Origin of the sequence: Pseudomonas sp. BBP2017, from assembly GCF_003024385.1 — a bacterium.
Classification (GTDB): domain Bacteria; phylum Pseudomonadota; class Gammaproteobacteria; order Pseudomonadales; family Pseudomonadaceae; genus Aquipseudomonas.
Window position 1 is genome coordinate 251216 of sequence record NZ_PVZN01000002.1, and the last position, 15522, is coordinate 266737.

A 15522-nucleotide genomic window follows, 5' to 3' on the forward strand; every position below is an offset into this window, starting at 1 on the left:
GCGGTATGTTGAAGATCCTGATTCGCCTGTACCTGGTGATCATCGCCGCATATGCCGGTGCCCTGTTGCTGATTCCCGACGCCATTGTCGGGGCGTTTCATGAGCGCTTCATCGCCTACAACCTGAACCAGGCCAAGGGCGTGCAAAAGCTCATTGTCGAACGCTTTCAGCAGGTACCAGTGGAGCAGTGGCCGGCAGTTGAGCGCGAGCTGGCAGCGGATTTTGCCCCTCTGCAGATCGAGCTTCGGCGCCAGGACCAGATCGGCCTGGCGCATGCCGACCGGGCGCGCCTGGCGGCCGGCGAGAATGTCGTACGCCTGGGAGATTGGGGTTATTACAACTCGGCCCTGGCCCCCCTGGACGCAACCTGGGCGGTGGAGCTGCGTAATCCCCCGGATCCACTGGATATCAACTTGATCTCGTGGGGCGTCACGGTGCTGATCGTTGCCGCCTTGCTCGGCTGTCTGCTGCTCTGGGTCTGGCCGCACTGGCGTGACCTCGAGCGTCTCAAGGAAACCGCCCGGAGCCTGGGCCAGGGGCGCTTGTCGGAGCGTACGCAGATCCCGGCGCGCTCGAACATCGGTGAACTGGCCGAGGTGTTCGACACCATGGCCCAGGATGTCGAGGGTTTGCTGACCCAGCAACGTGAACTGCTCAACGCCGTTTCCCATGAGCTGCGTACCCCCTTGACCCGGCTTGATTTTGGCTTGGTGCTGCTGTTTGACGAAGTACCGCCGCACTGCCGCAAGCGCTTGCTGGAGCTGGTCGGGCATGTGCGTGAGCTGGACGAACTGGTGCTTGAGTTGTTGTCCTACAGCCGTTTGCAGAACGCCGACCAGGCGCGTGAACGCGTCGAGGTGTCGTTGCTGGAGCTGGTCGATAGCATCCTTGGCAGCTTTGCCGAAGAGCTCGATGGCCGCGGCATCGAATGGCAGGTGCTTGCCGAACACAACCTGCCGCGCTTCATCCTTGACCCTAGGCTCACCGCTCGGGCTTTGCAAAATCTGGTGCGCAATGCCATGCGTTATTGCGACCGGCAACTGTTGCTGCGCCTGAGCCTGGATGCCGAAGGACATTGCCTGTTGACCGTCGAGGATGACGGTATCGGTATTCCGGCTGATCAGCGTGAATTGATCTTTCAGCCGTTCTACCGCCTGGACCGTAGCCGCGATCGCGCCACCGGCGGCTTTGGCCTGGGGCTGGCGATCAGTCGGCGGGCGATCGAAGGGCAGGGTGGGACGTTGACCGTGAGCCAGTCGGCGTTGGGGGGCGCACAGTTCAGAATTCGTCTGCCGCGGGGCTGAACGGCACATAGCGGTGCTTGCCCTCATGCTTGGCTTGGTACAGGGCTTCATCGGCATTGATCAGGGCATTGCCACCCAGCCGTGCGTACTCGCATTCGGTCATCGGCGCCTCATGGGGCGTCGCGCTCCAGGGTTTTTTCCTCAAGCCAGCGGCTCAGGCGCTCAGCGATACGCTCGCTGGCATGGCCATCGCCATAGGGGAGGAAGACATGACTCATCTGCTTGTAGGCTGCAGGGTCGTCAAGCAGGAGGCTGGTTTCCTTGACGATCCGTTCGGTCTGGGTGCCCACCAGCTTCACAGTGCCGCCTTCGAGCACCGAGTGCCGTTCAGTGACTTTACGCAGCACCAGCAGTGGCTTGCCCAGGGCCGGTGCTTCCTCCTGGATGCCACCGGAGTCGCTGAGGATCAGGTAGGCGCGGTCCATCAACCAGACGAAATGCTGGTAATCCTGAGGCGCCACCAAGAGGATATTCGATCGGTGCGAGAGCAACGCGTACACCGCTTTTTGCACTTGCGGATTGAGATGCACCGGGTACACGAACTGTACGTCCGGGTAGCGCAGGGCCAGTTCCGCCAGGGCCAGGCAGATGCGCTCGAAGCCCTGGCCGAAGTTTTCCCGACGGTGGCCGGTGATCAGCACCAGGCGCTGGTCATCGCGCAACTGCGCCAGCGGGGAGCCTGCGCCCGGCTTCCAGCGGCTCTTGATCAAGTGCTCGCGCATCCACAGCAAGGCATCGATGACGGTGTTGCCAGTGACTTCGATCTGCTCTGGCGCCACGCCTTCGCGCAACAGGTTGTCGCGCGCACGGTTGGTGGGCGGGAAGTGCAAGTTGGCAATCACTGAGGTCAGGCGCCGGTTGCCTTCTTCAGGCCAGGGCGACTTGAGGTCGCCGGAGCGCAACCCGGCTTCGACGTGACCGATGGGGATCTGGCGGTTGAAGGCGGCGAGGGCGGCGATGAAACTGGTGGTGGTGCTGCCATGGACCAGGACGATATCTGGCTGGATCCGGGCGTATGTGGCGTCCAGCTGTGCCAGCAATTGCTGCGAGAGGCTGTTGAGGGTCTGGTTCTGCGCCATTACCCGCAGGTCTTCATCCACACTCAGACCAAAATCCCGGAGCACCTGCTGAAGCATTTCCCGGTGCTGGCCGGTGGCGCAGATGTTCAGCTCGATGCCTGGCCACAGCCGCAATATTTGCGCCAAGGGGGCCATCTTGATGGCTTCGGGACGGGTGCCAAACACCAGCATGACTGTGTAGGCCATCGTTGTGTGCTTCTGCGGTTTTGTAGAGTGTAGATACAAGCAGCCGAAGGCAGGGATGTCCAGTCGGGCCTGATCGCGAGGCAAGCCCGCTTGACTTTGACTGCAGCCCTGCGCTAGTTTCCTCGTCATGAACACATTCCTGCAGTCGCCTCAGCACAGCATTATTACCGCCATTATCGTTTTGGCGGGCTAGCTGGCACTTGCACCGAACCCGCCCTGGAGGCGGGTTCTTTCTCTCTCTCCTGGGCACTTTAAAAAACCAGGAGTCACTGATGACCAGCCTTGCCGTTAGCCCTCGTACACCCTCCGCGTCGCTGAACCTGCTGTCCGATTACGTGCGGCGCATTCTTGCTGCACCGGTGTACGACCTGGCAATCGAGACACCCCTGCAGCTGGCGCCAGCTTTGTCTGCGGCCCTGGGCAATCAGGTGTTGCTCAAACGTGAAGACCTGCAACCGACATTCTCGTTCAAGATCCGCGGCGCCTATAATCGTCTCAGCCGCCTGAACCCGGCCCAGCGAGCCCGTGGGGTGATCACAGCATCGGCCGGCAACCATGCCCAGGGTGTGGCCCTGGCCGCCCGTGAACTGGGCATGCGCGCCACCATCGTCATGCCGACCACCACCCCGGAATTGAAAGTCAACGGGGTACGCTCGCGCGGTGGTGAAGTGGTGCTGCATGGCGACAGTTTTCCTCATGCCCTGGCCCATGCGCTGAAACTCGCCGACAGCCAGGGCGCCACCTTTGTCCCGCCCTTTGACGATCCGGACGTGATCGCCGGCCAAGGCACGGTGGCCATGGAGATCCTGCGCCAGCAGCCGGGCGCACTGGATGCGATCTTCGTTCCCGTGGGGGGCGGCGGCTTGATCGCCGGGATCGCTGCCTACGTCAAATACCTGCGCCCTGAAGTGAAGGTCATCGGCGTCGAACCCCAGGACTCCAACTGCCTGCAGGCCGCCATGCTGGCCGGTGAGCGGGTGGTGTTGGCGCAGGTCGGCAGTTTTGCCGAAGGCGTGGCAGTGGCGCAGATCGGTGCGCATTGCTTCGAGCTGTGCCGACACTATGTGGACGAGGTGATCACCGTCAGCAACGATGAATTGTGCGCAGCGATCAAGGATATCTACGACGACACCCGCTCGATCACCGAGCCGTCCGGCGCTCTGGCTGTGGCCGGGATCAAGAAGTACGTCGCTCGCGAGCAGGCGCAGGGCAAGACCCTGGTGGCGATCGACTCGGGGGCCAACGTCAACTTCGACCGCCTGCGCCATGTCGCCGAGCGCGCTGAGCTGGGGGAGCAGCGCGAAGCGATCATCGCCGTGACCATCCCGGAGCAGCCCGGCAGTTTCCGTGCCTTCTGCCAGGCCCTGGGCAAACGCCAGATCACTGAGTTCAACTACCGCTACTACCCGGGCAAGGAAGCGCGTCTGTTCGTCGGCGTGCAGACTCACCCACAGCACGACCCGCGTGATCAGTTGCTGGCCAGCCTGCGCTCGCAAGACTACAACGTGCTTGACCTGACCGACAATGAACTGGCCAAGCTGCATGTACGCCACACGGTAGGCGGGCATGCAGGCCCGGGGGCGAACGAGCGGGTGATGCGCTTTGAGTTCCCGGAGCGTCCAGGTGCTTTGCTGGGCTTTCTGGAACGTTTGGGCAAGCGCTGGAACATCAGCCTGTTCCACTATCGCAACCACGGTGCGGCTGAGGCACGGGTGTTCGCAGCGCTGGAGGTGCCTGAAGAGGAACAGGCCGGCTTGCCCGCGGCCCTCGATGCCATGGGTTATCGCTACTGGGATGAAACCGACAACCCGGCCTATCGATTGTTCCTCGGCTGAGCAAGGCTTGCCCCAGATCAACACGGGGCCGGGCATAGAGGCGGATCCTGAAAGCAATGGAATATTGCACGAGGGTTTCGCCATGAGTAGCACCTTCTTTATCCCCGCCGTCAACATCATGGGCATCGACTGCCTCGACGAAGCGATGACCGCCATCGCCGGTTACGGATTGCGCAAGGCGCTGATCGTCACTGACACCGGTCTGGCCAAGGCCGGGGTCGCCGAGCGTATTGCCGAACTGCTGGCAATGCGTGACATCGACTCGTCGATTTTCGACGGCGCCAAACCCAACCCCAGCATCGCCAATGTCGAGCAAGGCCTGGCACAGTTGCAGCGCGAGCGCTGCGATTGTGTCATTTCCCTGGGCGGCGGCTCTCCCCATGACTGTGCCAAGGGCATTGCCCTGTGCGCTACCAACGGTGGCAAGATCAGCGACTATGAGGGCGTCGATCGCTCGGCCAAGCCACAGCTACCGTTGATTGCCATCAACACTACGGCTGGCACAGCCAGTGAAATGACACGTTTCTGTATCATTACCGACGAGGCGCGCCATGTGAAAATGGCCATCGTCGACCGCAACGTCACGCCTTTGCTGTCGGTCAATGACCCGGCGCTGATGGCGGCCATGCCCAAGGGCTTGACCGCAGCGACCGGTATGGATGCCCTGACCCACGCCATCGAGGCCTATGTCTCCACGGCCGCCACACCGATCACTGATGCCTGTGCCATCAAGGCCATCGAGCTGATTAGCCAGAACCTGCGTCAGGCCGTGGCCGTTGGCAGCGATTTGCAGGCGCGGGAAAACATGGCCTATGCGCAGTTCCTTGCCGGCATGGCCTTCAACAACGCCTCGTTGGGATATGTGCATGCCATGGCGCACCAGCTGGGCGGTTTCTATGACTTGCCGCATGGTGTGTGCAATGCGGTGCTGCTGCCGCATGTGCAGCGCTTCAATGCCAAGGTCAGCGCCGCGCGCTTGCGTGATGTAGCCAAGGCGATGGGGGTGGAGGTGTCCGGCATGAGTGCAGAGCAGGGCAGTGATGCGGCGATTGCGGCGATTGAGCGCCTGTCGCGGGACATTGATATTCCGGTGGGGTTGGCGGTGTTGGGCGCAAAAGAAACGGATGTGCCGACGTTGGCCAGCAATGCGCTCAAGGATGCCTGTGGCCTGACTAACCCAAGGGTGGCTGGTCAGGAGGAGATTGAAGGTATTTTCAAGGCTGCCTTTTAGCAGCATCGCGGGGCAAGCCCGCTCCCACCGGAGACTGGTGGGGCTTGCCCCGCGATAAGACCCTCAGACCACCAACGACAACAGCATGATAAAGATGATGCCAACCACCGAAAGGATGGTCTCCATCATGCTCCAGGTTTTGAAGGTCTCGGCCACGGTCATGTTGAAGTACTGTTTCACCAGCCAGAACCCGGCGTCGTTGACGTGCGACAGAATCAACGAACCGGCACCGGTAGCCAGCACCAGCAACTCACGGTTGACCCCTGGTATCATGCCGATCACCGGTGCCACGATTCCGGCACCGGTGATGGTCGCCACCGTCGCCGACCCCGTGGCAATACGAATCACTGCCGCTACCAGCCAGGCCAGCATGATCGGTGAAATCTGCGCGTGCACGGCCATCTGGCCGATAACGTTGCCGACGCCGGTATCCACCAGCATCTGCTTGAAACCGCCGCCAGCGCCAACGATCAACACGATCGCGGCAGTCGGCGCCAGGCTCTGGTCGAGCAGTTTCATAATCTGCTGGCGCGAGAAGCCCCGGGCTGCGCCAAAGGTATAAAACGCCAGCAGCAGTGCGGCGAGCAGTGCGGTGATCGGGTGGCCGATCAGGTCCATCCATTGGCGCACGATGTGTTCAGCCGGTAACACCACATCGGCGAAGGTTTTCAGCAGCATCAGGAACACTGGCAGCAGCACGGTGATCAGGGTGACGCTGAAGCTGGGCAGGTTCTTTTGCTCGGATTCGCGGGCGATCTGGTCCATCAGTTCCTGGGACGGCGATCCCGGAATGTAACGGGAGATGAAGTTGCCGTACAACGGACCGGCGATGATCGCGGTGGGCAGGGCGACGATCAGGCCATAGAAAATGGTCTTGCCGATATCGGCATTGAAAATGCCGATGGCCAACAGCGGCCCCGGATGCGGTGGCACCAGGCCATGGACCACAGACAACCCGGCGAGCAGCGGAATACCGATCTTGATCAGCGACACCCCGGAACGCCGGGCGACGATGAACACCAGCGGAATCAGCAGCACAAAGCCGATTTCGAAGAACAGCGGAATGCCCACCAGGAACGCAGCGAACATCATTGCCCAGTGCACTTTCTGTTTGCCGAAGGCACGGATCAGCGTCTGCGCGATCTGGTCGGCGCCGCCTGAGTCGGCCATCAACTTGCCGAGCATGGTACCCAGGGCGAGGACGATACCGACAAAGCCAAGCACGCCACCAAAACCGTCCTGGAAGGATTTCATGACTTTGGCCACCGGCATGCCCGAGGTCAGGCCGAGAAAACCGGCGGCCAGGGTCAGGGCGACAAAGGGGTGGACCTTGAAGTGGGTGATCAGCAGCACCAAGCCGACGATGGTGACCACTGCATCGAGCAGCAGGTAGGTATCAGTTGCCAAACCGAACATGGTTCAGTGCCTCATTTTGTCATTGTTGTGGGCGGAGCATTTGCAGCGTTTAGGTGTTGAGATAGCGCTATCTTTGGTGAGCCGGAAAACCGCCCGATCAGGCCGTTCGCGCCAGCACCGGCTCACCGCAAGGCTTTAGCCACAGGTCGACCTGCACCGCCAGTTGCGCCACCGGCAGTGTGGCATCCAGGGGCAGGGTCAGGGCTTCGCCATTGGGGCGTTCGAGGGCCGCGAACTGGCTGTCGATCAGGCTGGCCGGCATGAAGTGCCCTGGGCGGGCAAGCACCCGGCGGCTGGCTTGTTCAGGGGTGAGATCGAGAAACACGAAACCCAGGTCCGGCACGGCATGGCGCAAGGCGTCGCGATAACGCTTCTTCAGCGCCGAACAGGTCAGTATCGGACGTTCGCCGGCCTTGAGGGTTGCTTGCATCTCTTCACCCAGGCGGATCAGCCAACCGGCACGGTCGTCGTCGTCCAGGGGAATGCCGGCACTCATCTTTTTGATGTTGGCGGCAGGGTGGAAGTCGTCGCCTTCGATCAGGCGACCGCCGCTCAAACCGGCAATGGCGGCACCGACGTAGCTTTTGCCGCAGCCAGCTACGCCCATGACCACGATGGCGGATAGGGGTGGGTTCATCGGTACCTCCTGCAGGGCAAGATAGCGCTATCTTTGGCCGCGACTGAATTAGCCTCGGGCGCTTCTTTCCCAGATGTTATTGATCTTGTATTCAGCAGTCTGGACGCTCATTTCAGGCCACCTGCAGTTATGCATTGCCTGTGTGCTGAGACAGCGCTACCTTAGTGCCCATTCCCCATTCTTTGCAAGTCGAAAATAAAATCGCCCATGACCCGCATCGGCTCCCGTACTACCGGTCGTCCCACGCTGGCTGAAGTGGCCAGGCTTTCCGGGGTCTCCCCGATTACCGCTTCGCGCGCCTTGCGCGGGATCAGCACGGTTGCCCCGGAGCTGGTCGAGAAGGTCAAGCTGGCTGCAACCACCCTCGGTTATGTCGCCAACCCGGCTGCCCGGGCGCTGGCCTCGGCGCAGAGCGAGTCGATTGTGGTGTTGATTCCGTCGCTGTCCAACCAGCTGTTCATCGAGACTCTGGAGGCCGTCCACGAGGTCATGCGCCCGCGCGGCCTTGAAGTGCTGATCGGTAACTATCACTACGATATCGCCGAAGAAGAGAACCTGATTCGCAATTACCTCGCCTATCAGCCACGTGGCATGCTGCTCACCGGTTTCGATCGCAGTGAGGCGTCCAAGCAAATGCTCAGCGCCAGTGGCGTGCCCTGTGTGCACATGATGGAGCTGGGGCTGCAGGAGCAGGGCATGTCGGTGGGCTTTTCCCAGCAGCAAGCCGGGGCGGCGGCGGCACGTCACCTGCTTGAGCGCGGCTGCCAGCGCCTGGGTTTCATCGCCGCGCAGCTCGACCCACGGGTGATGCAGCGTGCCGCAGGTTTCCGGCAGGCTCTGGTCGAAGCGGGGCGCTTTGCCAGTGAACTACAGGTGCTGTCGCCGCAGCCGTCGTCCATTGGTCTGGGCGGTGAGCTGTTCAGGCAGTTGTTGACTGAGCATGGCGATGTCGACGGCATTTTCTTCTGTAACGACGACTTGGCCCAGGGCGCGCTTCTTGAGGCACTGCGCCTGGGCGTAAAGGTGCCGCAACAAGTGGCCATGGTCGGCTTCAACGATCTGCCGGCTTCGGCGCACATGGTCCCGCGTCTGACCTCGATCCGCACCCCGCGCGCCGCCATTGGCCGTTGTGCCGCCCAGGCCTTGTTGGGCTTGCTCGATGGCAAGCGTGGCACCGTGCACAACCAGGATCTGGGCTTTGAACTGGTGGTCCGTGAGAGCAGCTGAACGATGGGAGCGGGCTTGCCCCGCGATGCGATGTGATTGAAAGATCGCAATCGCGGGGCAAGCCCGCTCCCACCGTAGAGGCTGCTTTCAAAGCACCAGATTTTGGGTGAGTTGCTTTTCCAGGGTCAGTAAACTGTGCTCCAGGGTATCGAGCAGTACTTTGAGCTGCTCATCCGTGGCATCACCGAGACTGGCCTGCTCCAGCGCTTCGCAATTGCGCACCACAGCGCGCGCTTTGAGCATCTTGGCGCCGCCTTTGATCCGGTGAGCCAGGGCGCGCAGGCTGCTGCGCGAAGGCTGCGGGCCCAGGGCGCGCAGGGCATTGAGGTCTTCATGGTTGCTGCGTGTCAGTTCGCCTACCAGGCGACGGACCAGCGTTGGGTCGCCCAAGGTCAGGTACTGGAGGTTGTCGATGTCGAAGCCGCTGGCGTGTCCGTCATCGTCGGTGGTTTGCGGCAGTGGCGCCTGGCAAGTACCCGCCTGCAGATGACGACGCAGCTCAGCCAGGCCAATCGGTTTGAACAGGCAATCGTTCATGCCACTGGACAGGCAGCGCTCGCGCTCCTGGGCCTGGGCATTGGCGGTCAGGCCGAGAATCAGGCAGGCGGGTAGCTGCAGCCGATGCTCTTGTGCGCGGATCTGGCGGGCCAATTGATGCCCGTCCATGTCTGGCATGTGGCAATCAGTGATCACTGTATCGAAGTCGCCTTCTTGCCACAGTACCAGGGCCTGCTGAGCGTTGCTGGCCTGAATCACTCGGTGGCCAAGTACCGTGAGCTGACGTTCGAGCAGCATCAGGTTGGCGGGGTAATCATCCACCACCAGAATAGACTGCGTCGGCATACTGTCGTCGCTGGCTTGCGGCTCGCTGTCAGTATCAGCGGCGGATTCGGCCAGGGCCAGGTTCAGTGTGATCTGGACACATGTGCCTTGGTGCGGGGCACTGTGCAGGTTCAATTTTCCACCCATGAGCTCACACAGGGTACGGCTGATGATCAGGCCCAGCCCCGTGCCCTGGCGCGCTGTTTGCGCACCGACCTGGGCAAAATGCCGGAACAGGCGTTGCTGATCTTCAATGCTGATGCCGATGCCGCTGTCTTTGACTTCGAGCGTCACCTGCAGCTGTCCATCCCCGTGGACCAGATGCCGAAGGCTGACCTTGACGCTGCCCTGATCGGTGAATTTGATCGCATTACTTACCAGGTTCGAGAGGATCTGTTTAAGACGCAGCGAATCGACCAGGACCAGATGCTGCGTGGGTTGCATATCGCTTTCCAGTTTCAGTCCCTTGAGCCTGGCGTTGCCTTCGAATACCCGCACGGTGGAGTTGACCAGGGCATTGAGGTCAGTCGGCTGCGGTGCCAGGGTCATGTGCCCGGATTCGATACGTACGATGTCGAGAATGTCGCCGATCAGCTCCAGCATGCCATTGGCTGATTCAAACGCTACCTGTAGAGAAGCGCGGTCGGCACGGCCCTGTTCAGCATCTTTGACGGCCAATTCGAGCAGGCCGATGACCGCGTTCATCGGCGTACGGATTTCATGACTCATGGTCGCCAGGAAGGTGCTTTTTGCGCGGCTGGCGTCTTCGGCCTGCTCTTTGGCCACGCGCAACTCTTCGAGTAGATGCTTGCTGAAGCCCAGTTCCGTTTGAAGGGCCTGCTCGGCCTCGCTGCGTTGCTGGATCAGTTTGCGCAGGTAGCGGTTCCAGAGGATCACCGCCGCGATCACTACCCCGGCGCCCAGCAGGATCTGCAGGATAAGCCTGCGGTAGTTGTACCAGAGGCTGTCACTGATCAGTGCATTGGTTCGCCAGCGCCCGGTCAGTTCGGTCATTTCGTCGGGGGGGATGCTGAGCAGGACTTTGTCGAGGATCGAATGCAAGTGTGTGGCGTCACGGCCCACGGCAAACGAGTAAATGCCGGGTTGGTCACCGTAAATCGCGGCGATCTGCAGACGATCCTTGAACATGCGGCTGACAAAATAGGCGGCGTTGATCTGCGAGCTCAAGGCCACATCGGCCTTGCCCTGCGCAACAGACTCCATCAGCGACAGCGGGTCATCGACGGCTACCAATGTGGTTTGCGGGTAGCGCAGACGCAGTTCGGCTTCGACCGGGGAGACGTTACGTATCAACGCCAGGCGCTTGCCGTTGAGTTGTTCGGCGTTGTTCAGACTGTGGCTATCAGTACGTGTGACCAGTACTCGCGGGGTAATCAAGTAAGGGCGAGTGAAGCGCAAAGTGCCTTCGCGAGCCGGGGTGGGCGGTAGCACACCAGCGATATCGACATTACCTTGTTCGACCTGTTTGATCATTTGCGCTATCGAATCGACCACTTGAATGTCGAACTTCAGGCCGGTGCGCAGGCTGACCTGGTCAAGGATATCGGCAGTGATTCCACGAAACTGATAATGGTCATCGTAAAAGCTCATGGGCGCAAAATACTTGTTGATCGCCACCCGCACGCGTGGATGCTGCTCGATCCAGCGGCGCTCAGCGGCGCTCAGGCTCAGGCTGCTGCGGTTGAGCAGCACTCGGGTGCTGCCGCTGGTCCAGCGTCGCAGAATATTCAAACGATCGTTGTCACCGATGCGGTCCAGCGCCTGATTGACCAGGCGCAGTACGTTGGGGTTGTCGCGGGACACGGCAAAGGCGAAGGTGCCGCGTAGATCCCTGATAAAATGATCGATCTGTACGCTGTCCAGGTAAATGCGGGTAATCAGGTAATCACTGCTGACCGCGTCGCCGAGAAACTCGTCAGCCTGTCCCAGTGATACGGCCGAGAGGCCTGCCAGATTGGAGTTGTAAAGTTGCAGCTTGGCCTGCGGGTAAAGCGCGGTGACTACGGACATTGGCAGGTAATGATCGACCATGGCCAGGCGCAACCCTGCAAGCTTGTCGTTGAGCCCCAGGGATTTCCCGGCGCCGATGGCAATCACCGATTGGTCGTCGGTGTAAGGGCGGCTAAGTACCAGTTGCGCGTCAGCGGCTTCGAAGGCATTGGAACTGCCCAGTAGATCAATCTTGCCGGCATGCAGCGCGGCAATCGCCTGGGCGCGATCGGCAAAGCGCCGGACCTCAATCTGTATACCGAGTAGTTCACTGATCAGCCCGGCGTAGTCGGCGGTCAGACCTTCATAATCACTGCGGCTGACGTTGATGTCGAACGGCGGGTAATCCGGAATGGTGGTGCCGAGCAGCAGGTGATGCTTGTGCTTGAGCCAGTTTCGGTCTTCGGCGGTCAGTGCCAACGTTGTGCTGCTGATCGAACGGGGCAGAAGGTGGCGCGGCTCACCTACGTCCATGGCAAGGGCCTGGAGAGCCGTTAGGCCTGACAGACAACTCACCAGCAGGGTCTTGAGCAGGTTCATGATTGGCGCAGATAACGGCGCCACAAATCGAGCGTTTCCACGAATGAACCCGACTCCAGTTTTTCCATGATCCGGGTCTTGTAGGTGCTGACGGTTTTGGCACTCAGGTGCATGCTATCGGCGATGTCGTTATTCGAAAGTCCGTCTGCCAGCAGCCGAAGCACTGCTACTTCCTGGTCGGAAAGTTTATCCAGACGCTCCTGTTCGCTAAGCAGTGAGCCGAGCTGCGTCGGTAGATCAGGAAAGATTGAGTAGCCTTTGATCATGGCTTTGAAAGCGGACAGCAAGGCTTCCAGCTCTTCGTCCTTTCGGATGAATGCCGAGGCGCCGGCGTCAAGGCAACGACGAGCATACAGATTGGGAGGTTGGCCGGTCAGCACCATCACACGCGGTTTATGGTCGAGCAGTTGTAAGCGCTTCAGCACATTCAGGCCGTCAATGCGTGGCAGACCTATGTCGAGTACCACAACATCTGGGCGCAGCTCCTTGGCCATCTGTGCTGCGGTTTCACCGTCGTGGGCTTCACCGACGATAGTGTAGTGTTCGCGTTCGAGCAACACGCGAACGGTAAAGCGGACGGTGGAGTGGTCGTCAACGATCAACACAGAGGTCAAAGTTCAGCTCCTTGTCGAGTATGTAAGCAAATTCCCGAATCATTCAGGAGGGCGTCTCTGGCCTGGGCCGGAAGGGCGCCAACGATACGTCGAATCAAGGAACGATAGTACGTGAAGTGCAGTTGCGTTGAATTAATCGGGTAGCTTTGACGAATAATCCTACAGATGACGAGTTTTCGCCTGGCGGGAGCTAGCCAGGGGCGACACGGAGTTGTGCGGCCCCTATAGGCTTTTAGAACGAAGTGGTGATGGATGCGTAGTAAGCCCGTCCGGCTTCGTTGTAGGTCAATGCTCCGGCTTCGTCAGAGTTGCCTTCGCGGTACAGACGCTTGTCGAACAGGTTGTTGACCCCGACACGCACACTCAGATGCTTGTTGAATTCGTAGCCACTGCTGACACCGACCAGCCCATAAGGGTCGACATCTTTTTGCACCTTGGGGTCCAGCGTTTCATTGGCCCGGGCGTTGTAGCTGGGTGCTTCCTGCTTGCCATAGTAGGTGCCGTTGAGCTGGAACGAGAGTTTGTCGGTGGCATTCCAGTCCAGGGTGGAGTTGACCGTGTATTCGGGGATGATGCTCAGTGGTTCGCCGGTTTTCTTGTCTTCTGATTCGATCATGTAGGTGAAGTTGGTGTTCCAGTCCAGGCTTGGCGTGAGCGCGATGAACAGGTTGCCTTCCACCCCTTGTACCACCGCCTTGCCGGTATTCTCCCAGCGCAGGATGCGGCGCCCGTTGGGCAGGCGGAACAAGGTCTGGTTACCCGCCTCGATCTTGTTCTTGTAGTCGTTACGGAAGTAGGTGGCGCTGGTGCGCCAGCTGCCCTTGTCATAAGCCAGGCCCAGCTCTTTGTTGATGCTGGTTTCCGGGTCGAGGTTGGCGTTGCCCAGCAAGTAGCAGCCGCCTTCGTTGACTTCGCTGGAGTTGCAGCCACCGCCACGACTGTAGAGCAGGTAGTTGGGGTTGGCCTGGTACAGGTTCGGGGTCTTGTAGGCGCGGGCGATACCGCCCTTGACGCTCAAGGCCTCGGTGATCTGCTGCGAGGCGTTGAGGCTCGGGCTCCAGTTGCTGCCGAAGTCCTCGTGATGGTCGTAGCGCAGGCCGGGGGTGACGATGGTGTTGGCGCCGACTTCGATGTTGTCTTCGGCGTACAGGGCAAAGCTGCGTGCAGTGGATTTGGTCTGGGTACGGTCGAAGCCTGGCAGTTCGGCGCCTGGGTCATAGCTTTGCGGGCGCAACGAGCCTGGGTCGTTGAGCGACTCATAAAGGTATTCGCCGCCCAGGGTCAGCACTTGCTCAAGGCCGACGCTCAGCGGCAGGTTGACCTCGCCCGTGGCGCGGGTGTTGCGCAGGCGTGATTCAAAGCGCCCGGCGCTGTCTGAGGGTGCACCTTCACCCCAGCCGGCCAGGCCTTCATTGAGGCGGTCGTTACGGGTCAGGTCGTAGGACAGTGATGCGGTCGAGGTGCCCCAGTCATAGTCGCCGCGATGGGTCGCGGCGAAACTGGAGCGCTGCATGACGTTGGTTTCCTTGCCGACTTGGCTTTCGACGAATTCGCCACCGGCGTTGAGCATGGTGTCACCGGCGAAAATGTTGCCCTGGCGACTGTAACTTGATTCCAGGTCGAGCGTGTTGGCCGGATCTATCCTCCAGCTCAGCATGCCGTTGATGTCCTTGTTGCGCACACCTTCACGGCCGGCCATCAATGATTCTTCATAGGCCTGGTGCGCCGAGTTGATTTTCATGTCATCGGCATCAGTCTTGTTCAGGTTGCCATAGACGCGAAAGATCAGGCTGTCGGTCAGCGGCCCGCTGAGGCTGAAGTTGATACGCTTGCCGGTGCCCTCGGCATCGTCCTCGGGGAGCATGGTGTACAGGGTCATGGAACCGCGCAGGTCCTCGGTCGGGCGTTTGGTGATGATGTTCACCACACCGCCCATGGCCCCGGAACCATACCGGGCGGCAGCCGGGCCGCGAAGGATCTCGATGCGTTCGACTTCCTCGGCGGGTACCCAGTTGGTTTCGCCGCGGGTGTCGCGGTCGCCGCTCCAGCCATAACGCACGGCATTGCGCGAGGTGGAAGGCTTGCCGTCGATCAGGATCAAGGTGTTTTCCGGGCCCATGCCGCGCAAATCGATCTGACGGTTGTTGCCGCGCGCACCGCTGCTGCTGTTACCAGTGAGGTTGACTCCGGGTTCGCGGCGGATGATGTCGGAGAGGTCGTTGACTGGCGGGCGCTTCTTGATGTCTTCAGCTGTGATGATCGACACGCCGGGGGCTTGTTTGAGCTCCTCTTCGGCGGTCCCCAGCACTTTGGTGTTCTCCAGTTCGATGGCCTGGCGAGTGCCCGCGACCGGCAAGTCGGTGGGCTGGATCTGCACTTCATCGGGTTGCAGTTGCAGGGGAGCGGCGGTGAGAGTCGAGGAGCCCAGTGTTGCCAGCAGGGCAATACTCAAGGGGCTGAGGTTGAAGCGCGACGCCATGTCAAATGTCTCCTTGAACAAAGGGTGAGCGGGGCCTGGGACTGACAGGTCTCGCTCAAGGCGTCGATAATGATAAGGATTAGCATTAGCATGTAAAGCGTTCAGGCGGAAAATAAAATATTAACGAGTCGCAGTCAAAGGC

At 60.5% G+C, this 15522-nt stretch carries 11 protein-coding genes; 4 read left to right on the plus strand and 7 right to left on the minus strand.

All coding sequences use genetic code 11. From position 1 onward, the window contains the following. Window positions 1-5: 5 nt before the first annotated feature. Window positions 6-1304, plus strand: a complete 1299-nt coding sequence (locus C6382_RS03995) for an ATP-binding protein (protein ID WP_107023238.1) — start codon at window positions 6-8, stop codon at window positions 1302-1304. Here the strand turns inward: C6382_RS03995 and C6382_RS24285 are convergent. Both C6382_RS24285 and wecB read right to left on the minus strand, forming a co-directional pair. Then, window positions 1279-1407: a hypothetical protein gene (locus C6382_RS24285; protein WP_256588957.1), complete on the minus strand. Its 129-nt coding sequence runs from the start codon at window positions 1405-1407 to the stop codon at window positions 1279-1281. The two genes, C6382_RS03995 and C6382_RS24285, sit on opposite strands and share 26 nt — an antisense overlap. A 7-nt stretch (window positions 1408-1414) precedes the next feature. Beyond that, window positions 1415-2569: a non-hydrolyzing UDP-N-acetylglucosamine 2-epimerase gene (gene wecB / locus C6382_RS04000; RefSeq protein WP_107023239.1), complete on the minus strand. Its 1155-nt coding sequence runs from the start codon at window positions 2567-2569 to the stop codon at window positions 1415-1417. Between the two features lie 272 nt (window positions 2570-2841). Here wecB and ilvA point away from each other — a divergent pair, with 272 nt between their 5' ends. Both ilvA and yiaY read left to right on the plus strand, forming a co-directional pair. Beyond that, window positions 2842-4404, plus strand: coding sequence for a threonine ammonia-lyase, biosynthetic (gene ilvA / locus C6382_RS04005; protein WP_107023240.1), 1563 nt, complete (start codon window positions 2842-2844; stop codon window positions 4402-4404). 82 nt (window positions 4405-4486) lie between these two features. Next, window positions 4487-5635 carry an L-threonine dehydrogenase gene (gene yiaY, locus C6382_RS04010; protein ID WP_107023241.1) on the plus strand — a complete coding sequence of 383 codons (1149 nt, stop codon included), beginning with the start codon at window positions 4487-4489 and terminating at the stop codon, window positions 5633-5635. Between the two features lie 63 nt (window positions 5636-5698). Here yiaY and C6382_RS04015 read toward each other — a convergent pair whose 3' ends face one another. Beyond that, window positions 5699-7051: a GntP family permease gene (locus C6382_RS04015; RefSeq protein ID WP_107023242.1), complete on the minus strand. Its 1353-nt coding sequence runs from the start codon at window positions 7049-7051 to the stop codon at window positions 5699-5701. 97 nt (window positions 7052-7148) lie between these two features. After that, window positions 7149-7688 (minus strand): gluconokinase, encoded by a 540-nt coding sequence (locus C6382_RS04020; RefSeq protein WP_107023243.1) that lies wholly within the window; start codon window positions 7686-7688, stop codon window positions 7149-7151. Between the two features lie 207 nt (window positions 7689-7895). On the opposite strand from C6382_RS04020, the gene C6382_RS04025 reads away from it, so the two are divergent. Continuing rightward, the gene (locus tag C6382_RS04025) at window positions 7896-8915 is read left to right on the plus strand and encodes a LacI family DNA-binding transcriptional regulator (protein ID WP_107023244.1); all 1020 of its coding nucleotides are present in this window, start codon (window positions 7896-7898) and stop codon (window positions 8913-8915) included. A gap of 87 nt (window positions 8916-9002) precedes the next feature. Here C6382_RS04025 and C6382_RS04030 read toward each other — a convergent pair whose 3' ends face one another. The 3 genes from C6382_RS04030 to C6382_RS04040 form a co-directional block, all read right to left on the minus strand. After that, complete coding sequence (locus C6382_RS04030) at window positions 9003-12221, minus strand: transporter substrate-binding domain-containing protein (RefSeq protein WP_256588959.1); 3219 nt, start codon at window positions 12219-12221, stop codon at window positions 9003-9005. Between the two features lie 62 nt (window positions 12222-12283). Continuing rightward, window positions 12284-12901, minus strand: a complete 618-nt coding sequence (locus C6382_RS04035; RefSeq protein WP_107023246.1) for a response regulator — start codon at window positions 12899-12901, stop codon at window positions 12284-12286. A gap of 232 nt (window positions 12902-13133) precedes the next feature. Then, entirely contained in the window at window positions 13134-15380 is a 2247-nt protein-coding gene (locus tag C6382_RS04040) for a FepA family TonB-dependent siderophore receptor (RefSeq protein ID WP_107023247.1), read from the minus strand. Window positions 15381-15522 lie beyond the last annotated feature (142 nt).